At 41.5% G+C, this 18,504-nt stretch carries 16 protein-coding genes; 12 read left to right on the top strand and 4 right to left on the bottom strand.

What is annotated here, in order from left to right; genetic code table 11:
• Positions 1 to 11: 11 nt before the first annotated feature.
• The 3 genes from R9C00_15270 (at position 12) to R9C00_15280 (ending at position 4,675) form a co-directional block, all read left to right on the top strand.
• Positions 12 to 917 (top strand): metallophosphatase, encoded by a 906-nt coding sequence (locus R9C00_15270; protein WPO33062.1) that lies wholly within the window; start codon positions 12 to 14, stop codon positions 915 to 917.
• A gap of 373 nt (positions 918 to 1,290) precedes the next feature.
• Positions 1,291 to 2,751 (top strand): chromosomal replication initiator protein DnaA, encoded by a 1,461-nt coding sequence (gene dnaA / locus R9C00_15275; GenBank protein ID WPO33063.1) that lies wholly within the window; start codon positions 1,291 to 1,293, stop codon positions 2,749 to 2,751.
• Between the two features lie 235 nt (positions 2,752 to 2,986).
• On the top strand, positions 2,987 to 4,675 hold the full coding sequence (locus R9C00_15280; GenBank protein ID WPO33064.1) for a glutamine--tRNA ligase/YqeY domain fusion protein: 1,689 nt from the start codon (positions 2,987 to 2,989) through the stop codon (positions 4,673 to 4,675).
• A gap of 76 nt (positions 4,676 to 4,751) precedes the next feature.
• Here the strand turns inward: R9C00_15280 and R9C00_15285 are convergent, their stop codons facing one another.
• On the bottom strand, positions 4,752 to 5,903 hold the full coding sequence (locus tag R9C00_15285; GenBank protein ID WPO33065.1) for an L-rhamnose/proton symporter RhaT: 1,152 nt from the start codon (positions 5,901 to 5,903) through the stop codon (positions 4,752 to 4,754).
• 122 nt (positions 5,904 to 6,025) lie between these two features.
• Between R9C00_15285 and R9C00_15290 the strand changes: the two genes are divergently transcribed.
• The 8 genes from R9C00_15290 (at position 6,026) to R9C00_15325 (ending at position 13,981) form a co-directional block, all read left to right on the top strand.
• A complete protein-coding gene (locus R9C00_15290; protein WPO33066.1) occupies positions 6,026 to 6,889 on the top strand; it encodes an AraC family transcriptional regulator in 864 nt (287 codons plus the stop codon).
• A gap of 230 nt (positions 6,890 to 7,119) precedes the next feature.
• Complete coding sequence (locus R9C00_15295) at positions 7,120 to 8,343, top strand: extracellular solute-binding protein (GenBank protein WPO33067.1); 1,224 nt, start codon at positions 7,120 to 7,122, stop codon at positions 8,341 to 8,343.
• A gap of 32 nt (positions 8,344 to 8,375) precedes the next feature.
• A complete protein-coding gene (locus R9C00_15300; GenBank protein ID WPO33068.1) occupies positions 8,376 to 9,443 on the top strand; it encodes a Gfo/Idh/MocA family oxidoreductase in 1,068 nt (355 codons plus the stop codon).
• Positions 9,444 to 9,501: 58 nt separating this feature from the next.
• Positions 9,502 to 10,518: an alcohol dehydrogenase catalytic domain-containing protein gene (locus R9C00_15305; GenBank protein WPO33069.1), complete on the top strand. Its 1,017-nt coding sequence runs from the start codon at positions 9,502 to 9,504 to the stop codon at positions 10,516 to 10,518.
• Positions 10,519 to 10,547: 29 nt separating this feature from the next.
• A complete protein-coding gene (locus R9C00_15310; protein WPO33070.1) occupies positions 10,548 to 11,000 on the top strand; it encodes a MaoC/PaaZ C-terminal domain-containing protein in 453 nt (150 codons plus the stop codon).
• Positions 11,001 to 11,350: 350 nt separating this feature from the next.
• Complete coding sequence (locus R9C00_15315) at positions 11,351 to 12,862, top strand: alpha-isopropylmalate synthase regulatory domain-containing protein (protein ID WPO33071.1); 1,512 nt, start codon at positions 11,351 to 11,353, stop codon at positions 12,860 to 12,862.
• 93 nt (positions 12,863 to 12,955) lie between these two features.
• Positions 12,956 to 13,504, top strand: a complete 549-nt coding sequence (locus R9C00_15320) for a DUF1697 domain-containing protein (protein ID WPO33072.1) — start codon at positions 12,956 to 12,958, stop codon at positions 13,502 to 13,504.
• 54 nt (positions 13,505 to 13,558) lie between these two features.
• Positions 13,559 to 13,981, top strand: coding sequence for a DUF3859 domain-containing protein (locus R9C00_15325; protein WPO33073.1), 423 nt, complete (start codon positions 13,559 to 13,561; stop codon positions 13,979 to 13,981).
• Positions 13,982 to 13,983: 2 nt separating this feature from the next.
• Here R9C00_15325 and R9C00_15330 read toward each other — a convergent pair whose 3' ends face one another.
• Positions 13,984 to 15,207: a tetratricopeptide repeat protein gene (locus R9C00_15330; GenBank protein WPO33074.1), complete on the bottom strand. Its 1,224-nt coding sequence runs from the start codon at positions 15,205 to 15,207 to the stop codon at positions 13,984 to 13,986.
• A 200-nt stretch (positions 15,208 to 15,407) separates the two neighbouring features.
• On the opposite strand from R9C00_15330, the gene R9C00_15335 reads away from it, so the two are divergent.
• On the top strand, positions 15,408 to 16,229 hold the full coding sequence (locus R9C00_15335) for an SDR family oxidoreductase (protein ID WPO33075.1): 822 nt from the start codon (positions 15,408 to 15,410) through the stop codon (positions 16,227 to 16,229).
• Between the two features lie 321 nt (positions 16,230 to 16,550).
• Here the strand turns inward: R9C00_15335 and R9C00_15340 are convergent, their stop codons facing one another.
• Positions 16,551 to 17,066: an NADH-quinone oxidoreductase subunit J gene (locus R9C00_15340; GenBank protein ID WPO33076.1), complete on the bottom strand. Its 516-nt coding sequence runs from the start codon at positions 17,064 to 17,066 to the stop codon at positions 16,551 to 16,553.
• A gap of 17 nt (positions 17,067 to 17,083) precedes the next feature.
• A complete protein-coding gene (locus R9C00_15345; protein ID WPO33077.1) occupies positions 17,084 to 18,430 on the bottom strand; it encodes a 4Fe-4S dicluster domain-containing protein in 1,347 nt (448 codons plus the stop codon).
• Positions 18,431 to 18,504: the final 74 nt, after the last annotated feature.

Genomic DNA, 18,504 nt, shown 5'->3' on the forward strand with positions numbered 1-18,504 from the left:
AGGTAAAAAAGATGGAACGACGTATATTTATAAAAGCTTCAGGACTGGTGTTGGCAGGCGGTCTTAGTGGACTTCACTCCTACGCAAAACCCTTCTCTGAAGACATAAAGTTGACTATTTTACACACGAACGATATGCACTCACGCATAGAGCCGTTTCCCAAAGGAAGTGGGAGGAATGCGGGAGCTGGCGGAGCTGCGAGAAGGGCAACGCTCATCAAGCAAATAAGGAAGGAGGTAGACAATGTTTTGCTACTAGATGCGGGAGATATTTTCCAAGGAACACCCTACTTCAATTTCTTTGGTGGAGAACTGGAAATGAAGCTGATGTCAGAAATGGGCTACGATGCTGCCACCATGGGGAACCATGACTTCGACTTAGGGATAGAAGGCTTCGTAAAACAGCTCCCCCATGCCAATTTCCCCTTTTTGGTGGCCAACTATCAATTTGACGACCCTGTATTGAAAAAGGAAATCGCACCTTATAAAATCTTCAAAAAAGCAGGGCTGAAGATTGGCGTATTTGGGTTAGGAATTGAACTGGAAGGTTTGGTGCCAGACAAGCTTTACAAAGGCACGGTTTACCAAGACCCCATCGCTATTGGAAAAGAAATGACAGCTGAGTTGAAGAGAAAAAAATGTGATTTGATCATCTGCCTTTCCCACCTTGGAAATGCTTACAGAGAAGATAAAATTTCAGATCAAGACCTAGCAAAACAAGTACCTGGATTAGATCTTATCATCGGTGGGCATACCCATACATTTTTGGACAAACCCACTGAGTTGATCGGCCCTGAAAACAAGAAAGTTTTGGTCAATCAAGTCGGTTGGGCTGGGCTTCGTCTTGGCAGGATAGATTATAAATTCAGTCCCGAAAAATCGTTAAAAAATGCGTCGGGCAGGGCTTTGGCGGTTTAGCAAAAATAAAACCAATTTCCAGTATGGTATTTTTTCAAAAAAACCTTTAAATATTTTCCCTTTGATTATCAATAAGTTACATAAGACAGATATCAAACCAACGTTTTGGTTATCAATTAGTTATTAATTAATTCACATTACCTGTCTTTTTTTTGAAGGCATGTCAACCTTTGTTTCTTGCCTTTTTTTTCAGACTTTTGTACTTACCTAATTAGCAAAAATCAGTCAGCGTAAAAATCTGAATTAATCTCCTCAAGATTGTAAATGCAACCTGCTCGTTCGAAGGAAATGAGTACAGGTATTTTTTGCGGCATTAAAAAAAGTTGAGGGAATAAAGTTTTCACCATATAAATAAAAACATGTGTTGGATCAGATGTTAAAAAATTGCCAAGCAGTTTGGAGGAACTGCCTTGAAATCATAAAGTCGGAAATACAAGAGCAGAGCTTTACAACATGGTTTGCTCCTGTAAAACCGATAAAACTTGAGGGAAAAATATTAACTATAGAAGTGCCTACACCGTTCTTTTATGAGTGGTTGGAAGAGCATTATGTTTACTTATTGAAAAAAGCCATCACCCATGAACTTGGGCCAGATGCAAAGCTTGAGTACTCTGTGGTAGTAGATCAAGGCGGCGCTTACAATGAACCAATTAGGGTAAAACTAAAAGGAGAGAACAAGCAACACCCCTCTGCACCTGCTACAAGGCAAACCAGAGAGCCTAGTATCAATAAGCCTGCACCTAAGTCTAATGCAAAATTTTTAAACAGCCCATTTGACCTACCTCATTTGGAGCCTGAGGTAGTTGACTCTCAGCTAAATCCTAGCTATACTTTCGATACGTTTATTGAAGGCGACTGTAACCGTTTGGCTCGCTCAGCGGGAATGGCCATCGCCAACAAGCCTGGCTATACTGCCTTCAACCCATTGGTTATTTATGGAGGTGTAGGTTTAGGCAAAACACATTTGGCACAAGCTATAGGGAATGAAATCAAAAGGAGTCACCCTGAAAAAGTAGTGTTATATGTCACTACTGACCAATTCACTACTCAATTCATTGATTCATTACGAAACAATAATGTTCAAAACTTTACAAATTTCTACCTCCAAGTAGATGTTTTGATCATTGACGATATTCAGTTTTTATCTAAGAAAGAAAAAACACAGGAAAACTTTTTCCATATTTTCAACCGTCTGCACCAGAGCAACAAGCAAATAATAATGACTTCTGATAAGCCTCCACGCAGTTTGGAAGGCTTGCAAGAGCGTTTGCTTTCTAGGTTCAAATGGGGGCTTACTGCCGATGTACAAACCCCTGACTATGAAACTAGGGTGGCAATTGTAAAGACCAAAATGGATTTTGAAGGAGTGGATGTTCCTGAAGATGTGGTAGACTTTTTGGCACAAAGCGTTGATTCCAACATACGTGAGCTAGAGGGTGTATTGATCTCCCTTATAGCAAATGCATCGCTTATGAGGAAGGATATCGACCTTGACCTTGCCAAAAGTACACTAATTCATTTGGTTACTTCTTCTGAAAAAGAGATCACGGTTGAGTTCATTCAACAACTCATCTCCGATTACTTTAAAGTTTCGATTGACGAACTTAAATCGAAAACAAGGAAAAAAGATATTGCCACGGCTCGTCAGGTTGCGATGTATTTTTCACAACAATATACCAACCAACCTTTAAAAGTGATTGGCGACAGGTTTGGAGGTAGAGACCACAGTACGGTGGTTCATGCTAGCAAAACGGTAAAACAAAAATCTAGCTCCGATGCTATCTATGGTAAAATGATCAAAGATATAACGGAACAGATGGAAGGGAAAGCTTAAAGAGATATACAAGAGGGTAACTCTTGCGGGAAAATGCAAATGATTGCGTTTTCCCGCATTTTTTTTTATTACCTGACTATATTTGTATTTTCATTTTTAAAGCAAGTAATTCCCTTATAGTTTTTTGGTTAATTCTTCGAAAGACCAAAAATTATTCGTGTAATTTGCGAGAACAGGCAAAGCAACTGGCTGTTTCATCTAAATAACTATAATAATTAACTAATTTGAAGGTGCAATGAGCAAACCTGAAGAAACAACACCAAAACCGACCCTCAATTTCATCGAACAAATAGTAGAGGATGACTTGAGGACGAACAAGTGGGAAGGCAGGGTGAACACGAGGTTTCCACCCGAGCCCAATGGTTATTTGCATATAGGACACGCCAAATCCATATGCCTCAACTTTGGTTTAGCTCAGAAGTACCAGGGCATTTGCAACTTACGCTTTGACGATACCAACCCTGTTACCGAAGACACCGAATATGTCGACTCTATACAAGCTGATGTAAAATGGCTGGGTTTCGAATGGGACGACAGAAAATATTACGCATCTGACTATTTTGACAAGTTGTATGCGTACGCTATGCAACTTATCAAAAAAGGCAAAGCGTATGTGGATGATTCTACTGCCGAAGAAATTGCAAATTTGAAAGGCACGCCCACCAAGCCTGGGCAAGAAAGTCCTTTCAGAAACAGAAGCATAGAAGAAAACCTTGAGCTATTTGAGGGCATGAAGAAGGGCAAGTTCGACGAAGGCTCAAAAATTTTGAGAGCTAAAATCGATATGGCCTCCCCAAACATGCATCTGCGTGACCCTGCTATTTACAGGATCAAAAAAGTGCATCATCACCGCAAGGGAGACGAATGGTGCATCTATCCAATGTACGATTTTGCCCACTGCCTTTCCGATTCTATCGAAGGCATCACGCATTCAATCTGTACTTTGGAGTTTGAAGTGCACAGGCCACTTTACGACTGGATTTTGGATGCGCTTGAGGTATATCACCCACAGCAAATCGAATTTGCAAGGCTGAACCTCAACTATACCGTAATGAGCAAAAGAAAGCTCTTACAATTGGTAAATGAAAAGTATGTTTCGGGCTGGGACGACCCCCGTATGCCTACCATTTCGGGTATGAGGAGAAGAGGTTTCACTCCTGAATCTATCCGAAACTTTGCCGAGAAAGTTGGAGTTGCTAAAAGGGACAACATCATTGATGTTGCACTCTTAGAGCACAGCATTCGTGAGGATTTGAACAAGAAAGCACCGAGGTTGATGTGCGTGCTTAACCCACTAAAAGTTGTAATTACCAACTGGGAAGAGGGAAAAGTAGAAGAGGTAGAAGGAACGATCAATCCTGAGCAACCTGAGCTTGGCAAACGCAAAATCCCTTTTTCAAATGTAGTTTACATTGAAAGAGACGATTTTATGGAAGATGCTCCCAAAAAGTTCTTTAGGTTGGCGCCAGGCAGGGAAGTCCGCCTCAAGTATGCTTACATCATAAAGTGTGAAGAAGTAATAAAGAACGCTGCAGGAGAAGTAGTTGAGCTTAGGTGTACCTACGACCCTCAGACGAGAAGTGGGCAAGATACGTCTGGAAAGAAAGTAAAAGGAACGCTTCACTGGGTTTCTGAAGTGAATGCACTAAAGCCAGAAATCAGGCTATATGACAGGCTTTTCCAAGACGAAGATCCTGCGGGAAACAAGGAAGTTGACTTTAAAGAGTTGATCAACCCTAACTCGCTAGAAGTACTGGACAACTGTTACTTAGAGCCAAGTGCAGCAAATTCACCTGCAGGTTTCCAATGTCAGTTCGAGCGTAAGGGTTATTTCTGTGTAGACCCTGATTCTACAGACGGGAAATTAGTCTTTAACAGAACCGTTAGTTTGAGAGATTCTTGGGCTAAAAAAGCGAAGAAATAGCATTACGCTTTTCTATAAAAAACAAAGGTCGTCAAAGTAATTTGACGACTTTTTCTATTTCTACTGGCACCAAAAATCAATGCCCTGCATCTGACAATTCTCCTATATAACTTCCGTAAGTCATTACCACAAAGGAAATTACTAATACGAACAAAGCGATAATTAGCGATGTATATGTCTTTTTATCTACGCCTTTCCACTCTTTCATCACTACACCTATGATGTAGCTGAAGAAGATCAGCATGGACATGTGCAATACCCAACTTGCAAACTGGAAGCTACCCATACGTACATGGCCCAAGCCGTAGAAGAAGAATTGGAAATACCACAATGAACCCGCCAAAGCAGACAGTGAAAAGTTGCTAGCATAGCGCTTGCCCCCTACTTCCTTCACACTAAATAAGTCTTTGATAGAGCCATCCCGAATGGTGCTCACCAAAAACCAAATAAGATTCGTTGCCAAACAGCCCAACGAAGACACGATCAGCTTAGCATTCCCTTCAAAGTGACCAGCACCGTGTTCGGCAGCAATATCGGCAATGGGCTGTCCTACTTCCAAAGACACTCCCCAAATGGCTGAAAGCGTACCAGCAATCAATGTCAACAACAAGCCTTTCCCCATGTTAAAACCTGTTGATCCTTTTCCAGTAGTTTTTGCAAGAAAACGCTCTTTCATGAAACCTGCTTTCCCACACAGAGCTACCCCAGCTATTGAAACTAACATTCCAACGAGTACGATTCCCCCTCCAGTTTTGGTAAATTGCTCCACCAATTGTCCATTAATAATCAATGGAATAACCGTTCCTAAAACAGCAGAAATTCCAATGGAAATGGTGTAGGTAAGTGAGTAACCAATGTTTCGGATAGCATATCCAAATGACAAGCCTCCAAACCCATAAACAGCCCCGAGCAGCAAGGCTGACCAAAAAACAGAATTCGGTGCAGCCGATAATACTTTAAATAAATCTGGAACCGTAAAATAACCTATTACAAGTGGCATTATCAGCCAAGCAAAAAATGATTGGACGATCCAAAACACGCCCCACGACCATTGTTTTACTTTCTCGAAAGGCATATAGCAACTTGCTGCGGAAATCCCCCCTACAGCATGTAAACCTGTACCAACTATTGGGTTTGGTGTTATCATATTTACTATTGGTTTTTCTGTTTGTTCGAAAAGGTGAGTGAGCGAAACCTCTCTCACCTCTTTTATGATGTTTACAAACATATAGAATAGGCTATCTTTTTTGATGCATAATCACGCTTATATTTTATACTATTTCGACATCTGTTTAATAATAAATTTTGCATTTTCATAAATAATTTGATATTTGTACAAATAGAAATAGCATGACACCTTACCTTATAGAAGAGCTTAAAGTACAATTGCTCAACACCGCTTTTTGTAATTTGGACAGCTCTTGGAACTATACAAATATTGAAAGCCCCTTCACTCGAATCTATCTTATCACGGAGGGAAAAGGTTTTATTTACCCGAACAATCAAAAAATCGAGCTAAAGCCTCAGCATTTGTACATAATCCCCAGTTATGTACATTGCAGCTACAAATGCAATTCATCCTTATCGCAGTATTACATCCATTTCACAAACCAACTTTCCGATGGCTTCAATATCTATGACAGCATTCCTATTTACCACGAAGTAGCAGCCCAAGCACTGGATTTCCAACTATTCAGGCGCTTGATCGAAATAAATAAAAATGCAGGACTTGCTCAGAGTGACCCAAGTGTATATCAACGAAAAAATTGGGCTCCTGCCCTACCTCGCCAAAATAGCAGTAGCGCCTTGCTGGAAACCAATGGCATCCTAAAACAAATCTTCTCCAGGTTCATCAGTGACAGCAATAAAAGCACTGGAAATATTACCCAGATCTCACGCCTAAGAAAAGTATTCAAACACATAAACACTCACCTTAAAAATGAAATAAGGGTAGACAAGTTAGCAGAAATAGCCTGCTATTCAGTCGACCATTTCACACGCCAATTTAAGCAGACCACTGGTCTGCTCCCCATAGAATATGTCAATAGAAAAAGAGTAGAAATGGCCCAGCTTCTTTTGCTCACCTCAACCAAAACCCAAAAGGAAATCAGCGAACAAACAGGATTTAGCAGCCAACAATACTATAGCAGGGTTTTTAAAAACCAAGTAGGATGTTCGCCAGCTCAATACCGTAAGCAAGGCGGATTTGCATAAGCTCCTTTTATCTGATATAGACAGCAATCCCCCCTGATAGGAAATCATTGTTGCCAAATAATCGGAATAGTACAAAAACACGTCGGAACTCAACAAGACAGTAATCCTCAAACACCCCACCTTTGTTCAAGGAGGATATAAGACCTTTTCTCTCAAAGTATCTTGCTCCAAGAGCAAGCAAACTCTTGGCAGAATATGCTCACTATACTGTTCGCTCACCTTGTACCGACATGAATAAAAAATTCAGAATAGCTGTAAGGAAATTTGACCCTTTTGAGTCCGCTATTGAAAAAATATGGGAGGCTTATTGCAAAAAAACAGGCTGTATTCTTACGCTCGATGCCGTACCTATGGACTTACACCCGCTGTATGATACTATTTTAAAAAATGGGGGGCTAAAAAGAGGCGACTGGGACATTGCCCTTATCAACACCGACTGGATAACCGAAGCAGTCGAGAACAATCATATAGAAAACCTTTCCCCTTTTATTTCTGAAAAGAAACCAGAGGGCTTTCCACAAGGTTGGTCAGCTTCGCTCAGGGAGATGCAAAAATTTAAAAACAACACCTACGGATTGCCTTTCCACGACGGCCCTGAATGCCTGATTTACCGTAAGGACTTATTCGAATCTAAAGTTGAAAAAGACGTTTTTTTAAAAAAACATGGAAAGAAACTTCAAGTCCCCAAAACTTGGGATGAGCTAAAGGAAGTAGCCAGTTTTTTCCACCGCCCCGAACAAAACCTTTATGGGACAACCTTCGCCGCTTACCCCGACGGGCACAACACTGTTTTTGATTTTTGCCTGCAACTATGGACACGTGGAGGGGAACTTCTCACGAAAAACAGTCAGGTTGTGGTCAATTCGGTTGAAGCACTGGAAGGAATGCAGTTTTACCGCAGCATTTTGCAAAACACGAGTGCCATCCACCCTCTATCAAGGAAATTTGACTCCGTGAAATCAGGCTTAGCCTTTGCCAAAGGCGAGCTTGCCATGATGGTCAATTGGTTTGGTTTTGCCTCCATGTGCGAGGTATTGCCAGAGTCTAAGGTAAAAGGCTGTGTGGATATAGCCAATGTGCCAGCAGGAGCAAACGGACAAGGGGTTTCGCTCAATGCTTACTGGCTCTATGCAATGGGAACTGGCTGTACACAAAAAGACACAGCTTATGATTTTATGCGCTTTGCCGTAAGCCCTACCAATGACAAACTCATGACCCTAGAAGGAGGAATAGGTTGCCGAAAGTCTACCTGGGACGATGCCGATGTCAATGCTGAAGTCCCGTACTACTACAAGCTTGAAGAACTCCATAGGAATACACGAGCCCTTCCTCGCATGAGCAATTGGTCGGAAATAGCAACGATTATCGACCAATTAGTCTTGGAAGTAATCAATACAGAAAATGATATAAAAAGCATCCTAGACTCCGCTCAGCTTCAGATTGACAAAATTTAATTATGCTTTGGCAACCTCTAAAAAAATTAAAAATGGAAATTAAATATGCCCAAACGTTACCCAAAACCAAACAGCCCATCGTCATAATTGGAGCTGGGGGAATTGTAAACGACGCCCACTTGCCCGCCTATAGGCAAGCAGGATTCGAGGTATTTGGCATTACCAACCGAACCAAGGAGAAGGCGGAAAAGCTAGCAGAAAAGTTTGATATTCCTAGGGTATTCGATTCAATAGAAGATGCAGTAGCCCAAGCTCCTTCCAATGCTGTTTTTGACCTTACCCTGATGCCCAACCAATTTGTGGCTACGCTTGAAAAACTTCCTGACAGCGCTCCTGTCCTCATCCAAAAACCATTGGGCGATTATTTTGAGCAAACCATGGAGATAATAGAGGTTTGCCGAAGGAAAAAATTGGTAGCAGCCGTGAACTGCCAACTACGATTTGCCCCCTACATCATCGCCGCCCGCAACCTTATTAATGAAGGGGCGATAGGCGAACTTTATGACATGGAGGTTCGGGTTTCGGTATATACCCCTTGGGAAATTTTCCCGAATGTGACCTTTCACCCTCGCTTAGAAATCCAACAACACAGCATCCACCACATCGATTTGGTACGTTCCTTTTTGGGCAAGCCCGGATCTATTATGGCAAAAACGTTGCGCCACCCAGCAAAAAAAATGTCATCTACCCGCACCAATGTCATTTTCGATTATGGCGATGCCATGAGGGCATTGGTCAGCACCAACCACGACCACAATTTTGGAAGGCAACACCAAGAAAGTTATGTGAAATGGGAAGGAACTAAAGGAGCAATTTATGCAAGAATGGGCTTGCTTATGGATTATCCCGAAGGCCAGCCCGACCTCTTTGAATATTGCATAGTGGAAGAAGGAAAAACCCCTGAGTGGAAAACAGAAAAAATAGAGGGTTCTTGGTTTCCCGATGCCTTTGTAGGCACTATGTCTTCCCTGATGCGCTTCGTAGAAGGCTCTGCCGATGTGTTGGAAACTTCTATAGACGACGTACTGGAAACGATGCTAATAGTAGAAGCAGCATATGCATCAAGCGATGCTGGTGGCATCAAACCCGATTACCAATAAAAACATCTTCCTACTTTTTTAAATCCATTCCCCAAAAGGAAACTTATCCAAAACAAATATGAAAGCATCTGTTTACGAAGGAAATAAAACCTTCACTGTAGTTGAAAAAGAAATAGAAAAACCAGCAAAAGGCGAGGTAAGATTAAAAGTTGCCTACTGCGGCGTATGTGGTACCGATGTCCACATTTACCATGGTGCTATGGACCAGCGCGTGAGTATTCCCCAAAGTATAGGCCACGAAATGTCAGGTGAAATCGATGCAATAGGCGAAGGGGTCAGCGGATTTTCAGTTGGTGACAAAGTAGTGGTTCGCCCTTTGGATAACCGAGGAGAAAAACCTTCTGACAAAGGCTTTAGCCATATTTGCAAAGACTTGAAATTCATAGGCATCGACAGCCCAGGTGCTATGCAGGAATATTGGAATGTGCCAGTTTTTACACTTCATAAACTCCCGCAGGATATCGACATGAAGCTAGCAGCACTTATCGAGCCTCTTTCAGTAGCCTGCCACGATGTCCGAATGGGCAAATTAATAGCCGACGAAACTGCTGTGGTTTTGGGCGGCGGCCCTATTGGGCTGCTGGTTGCAATGGTAGCCAAAGAAAAAGGCGGAAAAGTCATTATTTCTGAGGTGAACGAAACCAGAATAGCCCTTGCCGAAGAATTAGGGTTTACCGTGGTAAACCCTACCAAAATTGACTTGGTAGAGTTTGTGGAAAAAGCGACAGACGGGGCTTTGGGCGATGTAGTTTTTGAAGTAGCCGGCGTTCAGCCCGCACTCGATATCATGACCCAAGTTGCAGGTATCAGAGGGCGTATTGTGATGGTAGCTATCCACGGTCAGCCTAAAAGCGTCGACCTGTTCAAGTTTTTCTGGAAAGAACTTAAATTGATTGGGGCAAGGGTGTACGAAGGAGAAGATTATGAAGAATCGATCAAACTGATTTCGGAACAGAATATCCCTTTCGAAAAACTCATTACTCAAGTTGAACCTTTGGGCAACATTCAGCAGGTTTTTGAAACTATCGCAAACAACCCTGCGGGCATGAAATATTTGTTAGATTGTCAATCATAAATAAGTATTACCAAAATCAGGGATTTAATATGCATATAAAATCACAGTTTTTTGAAGATTATGAAATGGGACATGTCCGCAAGACGCTGGGCAGAACCATTACAGAAACAGATTTTGTGGTTCACGCTGGGCAAACTGGTGATTTCTTTCCTCACCATATGGATGCCGAATGGTGCAAAACCCAACCTTTCAAAGAGCGGATTGCACACGGAACGCTGACTTTCAGTGTAGCAATAGGAATGACCGCAACCGAAATCAACCCAGAAGCATTTTCCAAAGGGTATGATAGGTTAAGGTTTATAAAGCCAGTCCATATAGGCGACACCATCCGAGTAGAAGTGACTATTTCGGCAAAAGAAGATTCTAAAAAACCAGAATTGGGAACAGTGGTGGAGCACGTGGAAGTCTTCAACCAACGAGATGAGATCGTATTGGTTTGCGATCATATTTTGTTGGCAAAAAAGAAAGAGTTTGTTTCTTAAAAAAGACTTATCTAAACTTAATATTCTAAGGGTAGAGCCGCTTATCGGCTCTACCCTTTTTTGGTAAAGAACCAAAGCTTTGGCAGAAACAAAAGAAACTAATAGAGCCGAGCCTATGTTAGCAATCAAATTCAAGTAAATGAGCTAGTAAAATGATGAAGTTTGCGCTTATTTATTGTAATGTTTTCGATAATGGCAACATAGCTTCATCTTTATTGTGATTCTCAAATAATTACCTGTTAATTTGTACCCCCTTTCCAAACAAAGGGAGATACTATTGAAAAATAATAAAAAACGCGCCCTGAAATAACTATGGATGGGGGCTGAATGAACACCTATTTTTTTATAAAATGAACATGGAAATAATGGACACCACGCTGAGGGATGGCGAACAGACCTCAGGAGTGGCATTCACGGCAAGTGAAAAGCTGAACATCGCAAAAATGTTGTTGCAAGAAGCAAAAGTGAACAGGTTGGAAATTGCGTCGGCCCGAATTTCGGAAGGAGAGTTTGATGCTGTGAAGAAAATTGTTTCTTGGGCTGAAGATAAAGGTTACTTGGAAAACCTAGAAGTGTTAGGCTTTGTGGATGGCGGGAAATCGCTGGACTGGATGGTTGATGCTGGCGCTAAAGTATTGAACTTGCTTTGCAAAGGCTCGCTCAACCACCTCGAAAACCAGCTAAGAAAAACCCCTGAAGAACACTTGGCCGATATCCAATATTGCCTAGATAAAGCCGAAAAGCTTGGTATCAAAGTCAACGTCTATTTGGAAGATTGGTCCAATGGAATGAAAAATTCGCCTGAATATGTAATGTACATGCTTCAGCAACTCAAGGATAAAAATATCATGAGATTCATGCTGCCCGATACGCTGGGCGTGATGAACCCTTACGAAAGCCAAGAATACTATGGCAGAGTGGTAAAAGAATTCCCTGAGCTCCACTTCGATTGCCACGCCCACAACGATTATGACTTGGCAGTAGCCAATGTAATGGCGGCGGTAAAAGCGGGTGTGAAAGGAATCCATACCACGGTAAACGGCCTGGGCGAACGCTCGGGAAATGCACCACTAGCCAGCGTAATAGCCGTTTTGCACGATCAACTTAAAATAAAAACTACGGTAGAAGAGACTACACTCAACAAACTTAGCCGTTTGGTAGAAGCTTTTTCGGGAACGCGTATCCCAACAAATGAACCTATAGTAGGAGAGCATGTTTTCACCCAAACCTGCGGAGTACATGCCGATGGCGATAGCAAAGGCGGCTTGTATGTAAGCGATCTTACTCCCGAACGCTTTGGCAGGGAAAGGAAATATGCACTGGGCAAAACCTCTGGCAACGCAAGCATCAAGAAAAACTTGGAAGAACTTGGCATCGAGCTTTCTAAGGAATCGATGAGAAAAGTGACTAAGCGAGTGGTTGAACTAGGCGATAAAAAAGAAGGGATCACCACGGATGACCTTCCTTATATTATAGCAGATGTGCTAGGTAGTGAAGTGATTGAAGACAAAATAAAAGTGCATAATTATTATGTGACGCATGTCCATAACCTGAAGCCAATGGCTAACCTGAGCATAGAGATAGGCGGGAAAATCTATGAAGAAAGCTCTGTGGGTGACGGACAGTACGATGCTTTTATGAAGGCTTTGAAAAAAATCTATTTCAGGCTGGAAAAAGCTGTGCCTACCCTACTCGACTACTCGGTAACCATCCCTCCTGGCGGCATGACCAACGCTTTGGTAGAAACAGTGGTTACGTGGAAGCATGGGGACAGAGAATTCAAAACTAGGGGCTTAGAACCTGACCAAACTTCTGCTGCTATAAAAGCAACCATTAAAATGCTGAACATCATTGAAAAGTAAAAAATACATAGCTCGACCTAGTTGGTCGAGCTTTTTTGTTCCGCAGACCGCAGTTACACCATTCATTTACCTAACTCATAAACTACCACCAACATGAACACCTACATCGCACTTTTGAGGGGAATTAACGTAAGTGGGAAAAACAAGATTAAGATGGCTGAGCTGAAGGTTTCGCTTCAAAAGCTGTCGCTGGAAAAGGTGACCACCTACATCCAAAGTGGGAATATAGTTTTCCAATCCGAAAGTACTTCCCTTACCGAATTGCAAGCGCTTATTTCCGAATGCATTTTGAAAGATTTTGGGCTTACCGTGCCCACTTTGGTATTGGAGAGCAATGAGCTGGAACAAATCATTGCCAACAACCCCTACCTAAAAAACGAATCGGTTGACCCTGCTAAAGTTTACTACACGTTTCTGGAAGCAGCCCCTGCCCCAGGCTTGTTCGAAACAATAGACATAGATGCATATCTCCCAGAAGAGTTTATCCTTTCCGACCGAACTATTTATTTCCACTGCCCTACAGGCTATGGCAAAACCAAGCTGAACAACAACTTCTTTGAGAAAAAACTAAAGGTTAGGGCAACTACCCGCAATGTCAAAACTTCTAACAAGTTGCTTGAAATGGCTTCTGGGCTTGGTTGAAAAAAAAGCCATGCCTATTTTTGCACACAACTACGAAAACAGATTTGAAAAGAAGTGGCCAAGAAAAAGATAGAAGTCAACATAGACAGTTACGGCATTTATACTAAATGGGAAAGAGGAAGCAAAGCCTTGCCAAAAATCAGGAAGTTCACCAAGGAAGTGCCTGCCGTAATTGATATCGAATTCGGGTATATTTTAGAGATAAAAAGGGGAAAAGGAAAAAAGATTGAGTTCTGTATAGATCATCCACAAATCCCCGATGACGAGGGAAATATCCGCCCACCCTTTGATGACGTAGAATATGTGGGTAGCAACGATTACCGTTTTTTTATTGGCGACACCATTTGGGCTCCTGCCGAAAACAAGGTAGGACCTTGGCGGATCACCACCTATGTAGATGGAAAACTCGCAGCAGATATCACTTTTGACCTAAAACTCCCCTCCTCGCCCGAGGAAATTCCTGAATGGTTGAGATAATTTTAGTCCGATTGACAAATTTTAGTATGAACAGCCTTCGCTTGCTCAAAACCCAAGCTTATTGCCCATTGTAGATCAGCACATGCATTGTCATAGTCCCGTTCATTATAATAAGAGATACCTCTATTATAAAAGTACTTTGCCTCACTCGGTTTGTAAGCAATAGCAGTGGTATAATCTTCCGCAGCTTTTTGATATTTTTTCATTGCAAAATAAAGGCCAGCGCGCTTGGCGTAGGCTTTCTCCGACTTAGGCGATTTCTCAATTGCCAAACCATAATCCACCAAGGCTTGCTCATAGTTTTTCAACTTCTGATAGGTCAGCCCCCTGTTGAGGTAGACATCTACATCGTTATAGCCTAGTGCCAGAGCCGAGTCAAAATCGGTAAGTGCTTTTTTGTACAAGCCCGCTTCAAAATAAGAATAGCCCCTATTGAAATAGGCTTCTGAAAACCCATATTCGTTTTCAATGATCTTATCATACATCTTAATAGCGTCGAGCGTGTTTCCCTCATACTCAGCCAATGTTGCCAAATTGTACAATGCTTCCTTATTGTTTGGCTGAAGTATTAGTGCTTTGCGATAATCGACTTTAGCTTCCTTTTCCATTTCCATCCGCTCAAACAACAAGCCTCGGCTCACATAATAATCAGCTTTGGACTGTAAAGCAATGGCTTTATTGAAGGCATCTTTTGCTCCATCATAATCATTAATATCCAGCCTTACTTTTCCCATAAAGTTCAAAATCTCAGCGTGACTATCTGAAAGAGTGCCTACCCCTGATGTATAGCTTTCACCTAAACCATTTTCCGACATTTTGAAATAGACCATCTTCGTCTCCGACCTTGGAGCTTCCAATAGCTTTTCTAAATCCCTGATAGCCATGGCATGATCCCCGTTTTGAAAATATGCTTGAGCCCTACTAAAAAGGGCTTCGTAGTAGGTGGGTTCAAACCTAAGTACCGCATTATAATCCCTCACAGCCCAATCCCAGTCACCAAGTTGTTCGTGACAAGAGGCTCTATCTAGGTAATATTCTTTCTTCTTTGGACTAGAGGCTATCAGTCCATCCAGTACTTCTCTAGCTTTATCATACCTTTCCTCTGCTTTTAATACCAGTACCTTTTTATAAGAACTCGTATTGCTACCAGCGATGCCCAAGTCTTGGGCAAAGGAATATAGCCCAAGACTTGAGAAAAAAAATAGAATCAACCCGAGCTGTTTCATTTCACTTTCATTTTAGCTTAAAAATAGTAACACATCATAATTTACCCCTTTTTAGGAGGTGAAACAAGTGAAACCTTAAAAGAAATAAAGGCGCACTTTGAGCTAAAAATGGTTAGCAAATGTTATTTTTCACCGAAATAGTATATTTTTACGCCTTAATTAGGAAAATACCTTACACATTTTTTTTTAAAAATTCAATTATGGCTTACAACCTTCTCAAAGGAAAAAAAGGGATAATTACGGGAGCACTTGATGAGAACTCAATTGCTTGGAAATTGGCGGAAAAAGCTCATGAAGAAGGAGCTTCATTTGTGTTGACCAACGCTCCTGTGGCAGTTAGGATGGGTAAAATCAATGAATTGGCAGAGAAATGTAATGCTGCTGTCATTCCTGCAGATGCAACTTCAGTTGAAGATATCGAAAATCTATATAAAGAATCGGTGGATCACTTGGGTGGAAAATTCGATTTTGTTCTTCACTCTATCGGCATGAGCCCTAACGTGAGAAAAAACAGGAAATATGGTAATTTGAACTACGAGTGGTTCCACAAAACGCTCGACATTTCAGCACTTTCTTTCCATAAAATGATGCAAGTTGGCGAGCAACTAGGATCATTCAATGATAATGCTTCTATCGTAGGCTTGTCGTATATTGCCGCACAGAGAACCTTTTCTCACTACGCAGATATGGCACAAGCAAAGGCTCTTCTTGAGTCTATTGCTAGAAGCTACGGTGAAAAACTTGGGAAAGCTCAAGGCATCCGTGTAAACACAATTTCTCAGTCTCCAACCATCACTACTGCTGGCCAAGGAATTAAAGGTTTCCAAGAATTTTTGAAGTTTGCCGAAACTATGTCGCCGCTAGGCAATGCTTCTGCTGACGAGTGTGCCGACTACATCTTGACCTTGTTCTCTGACCTCACCAAAAAAGTGACAATGCAAAACTTGTTTCACGATGGAGGTTTCTCTTCTACAGGTTTCTCTGAAGAGCTATTCAAAGAATTGAACATTGAAATTGACTAAGTAACAGTCAATTAGTCAACATACAAAAAGAGCATCCACTAGCCTGGGTGCTCTTTTTATTTGCCCTGTTAGGCAAATTACCTAGAAGGATATTTAGGTCAATAGCTGATGTATGGGCAGAAACTTAGCTATACTTTTGTATTGTGATTCAATTGTATTAATAATTGCTTTTAATCGTTTGTATGTGATTTACTCAATCAATTACTCAAATTTAGTTGTGGATATCGCATGTTAACTTTTCACTTAACACTAGCTGAACTAACACGTTTACATGCACGATTAAAAAAGCACCACTTTAATAAACTAGACTAACTTACTTCATCACTTATTTTCACCTATCACCGAACGTCCTGCAATGTAGGACGCACCAATCAGAGCAACTAACAATAAGACTCCCGTCACTTCAAACGGCAATACATAATTTGACATTAGAGAAATCCCTACATCCACTGTAGTTGTTTTTTCTGTATTTTCAGCCGTATTTTCCAAGCCCAAAGTAAGTATGTACTGAATGTATCCCAAAAGCCCAAAGGTAACTATGGCAACGAGCGTTCCTACAAACGTATTTCTACTTGAGGTAAACAAACCCGTCCCATCTTTCTGATTCGTAAACATCACCCCGAAGATCAATAACACCAAAATCCCTCCTACATAGATCATTATTTGAGCTGCAGCTAAAAAATCTGCTCCAGAAAACACATAAAAAGCTGCTACAGATAAAAGCGTAAGAATTAGGGCAAATGCAGCATGAAGGATTTTCTTTGTGAAAAGAATAAATAGTGCTGATAAAACAGCTAATCCTCCGAAAAGATAAAAAACTACTATTTCAATATTCATGATTAATTATTCAAAATCTACTCCTTATCTCCATCATTTTTAGGTTTCCTCATTACCGGTCTGGGGCGAGGTCTATAAACCTTTTTAGCTTCTTCTTTGGATAAATCCTCAGCTCCTTCGCTTTGATCAGGCTCTGTAGACTTTTTTTTCATCACAGGTTTAGGCCTTGCTTTGGGCTTTGGAGTTTCCTCCCGCCCCTCAACGTCCTCCTTTTTCTCTTCTACCTTCTTCACCAAAGCCTTAGGGCGAGGTCTCGCTTTTGGTTTTCCATCAACAGGTTCGTCAGGTGTGTCTTGCTCAACTTTTTTAACCAAGGCTTTTGGCATCGGACGCTTTTTGTGTTTTGCAACTTCCTCTACTTTGTTTTCTTGCTCAGTACCTGACTCTTCTTTTTTCTTTATCAAAGCCTTCGGACGTGACCTTGCTTTTGGTTTTCCCTCGGGAGAAGCTATGTTTTCGCTCTCTGGTTTAGGCACATCTTCCACTTTTTTGCGAACAGGTCTTGACCGAGGGCGATACTTAGGCTTTTCTGTTGAAACAGTATCGCTTTCTCCTGTCGATTCTTCGGTTGCCTTTTTCCTTACAGGTTTAGGGCGAGGGCGGTAAGCAGGTTTTCCTTCCCCTTCCCCCTCTGCCTTCGCTGTCGCCTCATCTTTAGTGCTTTCCTCTGCAGATGGTGCTGGTTTTACCTTAGGCCTTACTCGCGGGCGATACGCTTTTTTGGCTTCTGATTCTTCTTCTGTAACAATTTCTGCTTTCGATGCCGCAGCTGCTATTTTTTGAGCCTTTGCTTCTTCTTTTTTCTTCTGAGCTAAATCAGCAGCTTCTTGCTTTTCCTTCACTTCTTTGGGTGTCATTTTCCCAAACTTGAAGATATGATCAAACACATCGTACTCGCTAAAGTCGTAGTCTTTGGTCATGGTAAGGCACTCGGTAGGGCACACAGTAGTACACAAGCCACAAAAGCAACATTTTGCCATATCGATATCAAACTTAGCAGCGTGCAGCCGCTTTGCTGTTCCATCTGATGTGTAGCCAATTACTTCTTCCGACTTTATGGATTCTATATCTATACAATCTACAGGACAGATTTTTGCACATTTGTCACAAACTATACAATCATCTATCTCGTTATCGAGCTTATACCTCCCATTATCAGGCACAGGGAGAGATTCGGAGGGATAACTGACGGTTATAATTCCTTCCGACCGCTCAAAATAGGAAGAGTCTTCGGGCATGATAGGCAGCCTTTTCTTCTTCCTAATTGCATTTATAAAATGTTTTAATGTAATCTTAGCTCCTGCCACAGAAGTTTTGTATGCTTCTATGATAGAACCAAAATATGAATTGTTAGCACCTTTCATCTAGTAAACCTATGGTTCATGTCGTTATTCATGTAATAGGCTCTAACTCCCATTACAGAATCTACCTTCTCTTA

The sequence above is a fragment of the Flammeovirgaceae bacterium SG7u.111 genome (genome assembly GCA_034044135.1).
Lineage (GTDB): Bacteria > Bacteroidota > Bacteroidia > Cytophagales > Flammeovirgaceae.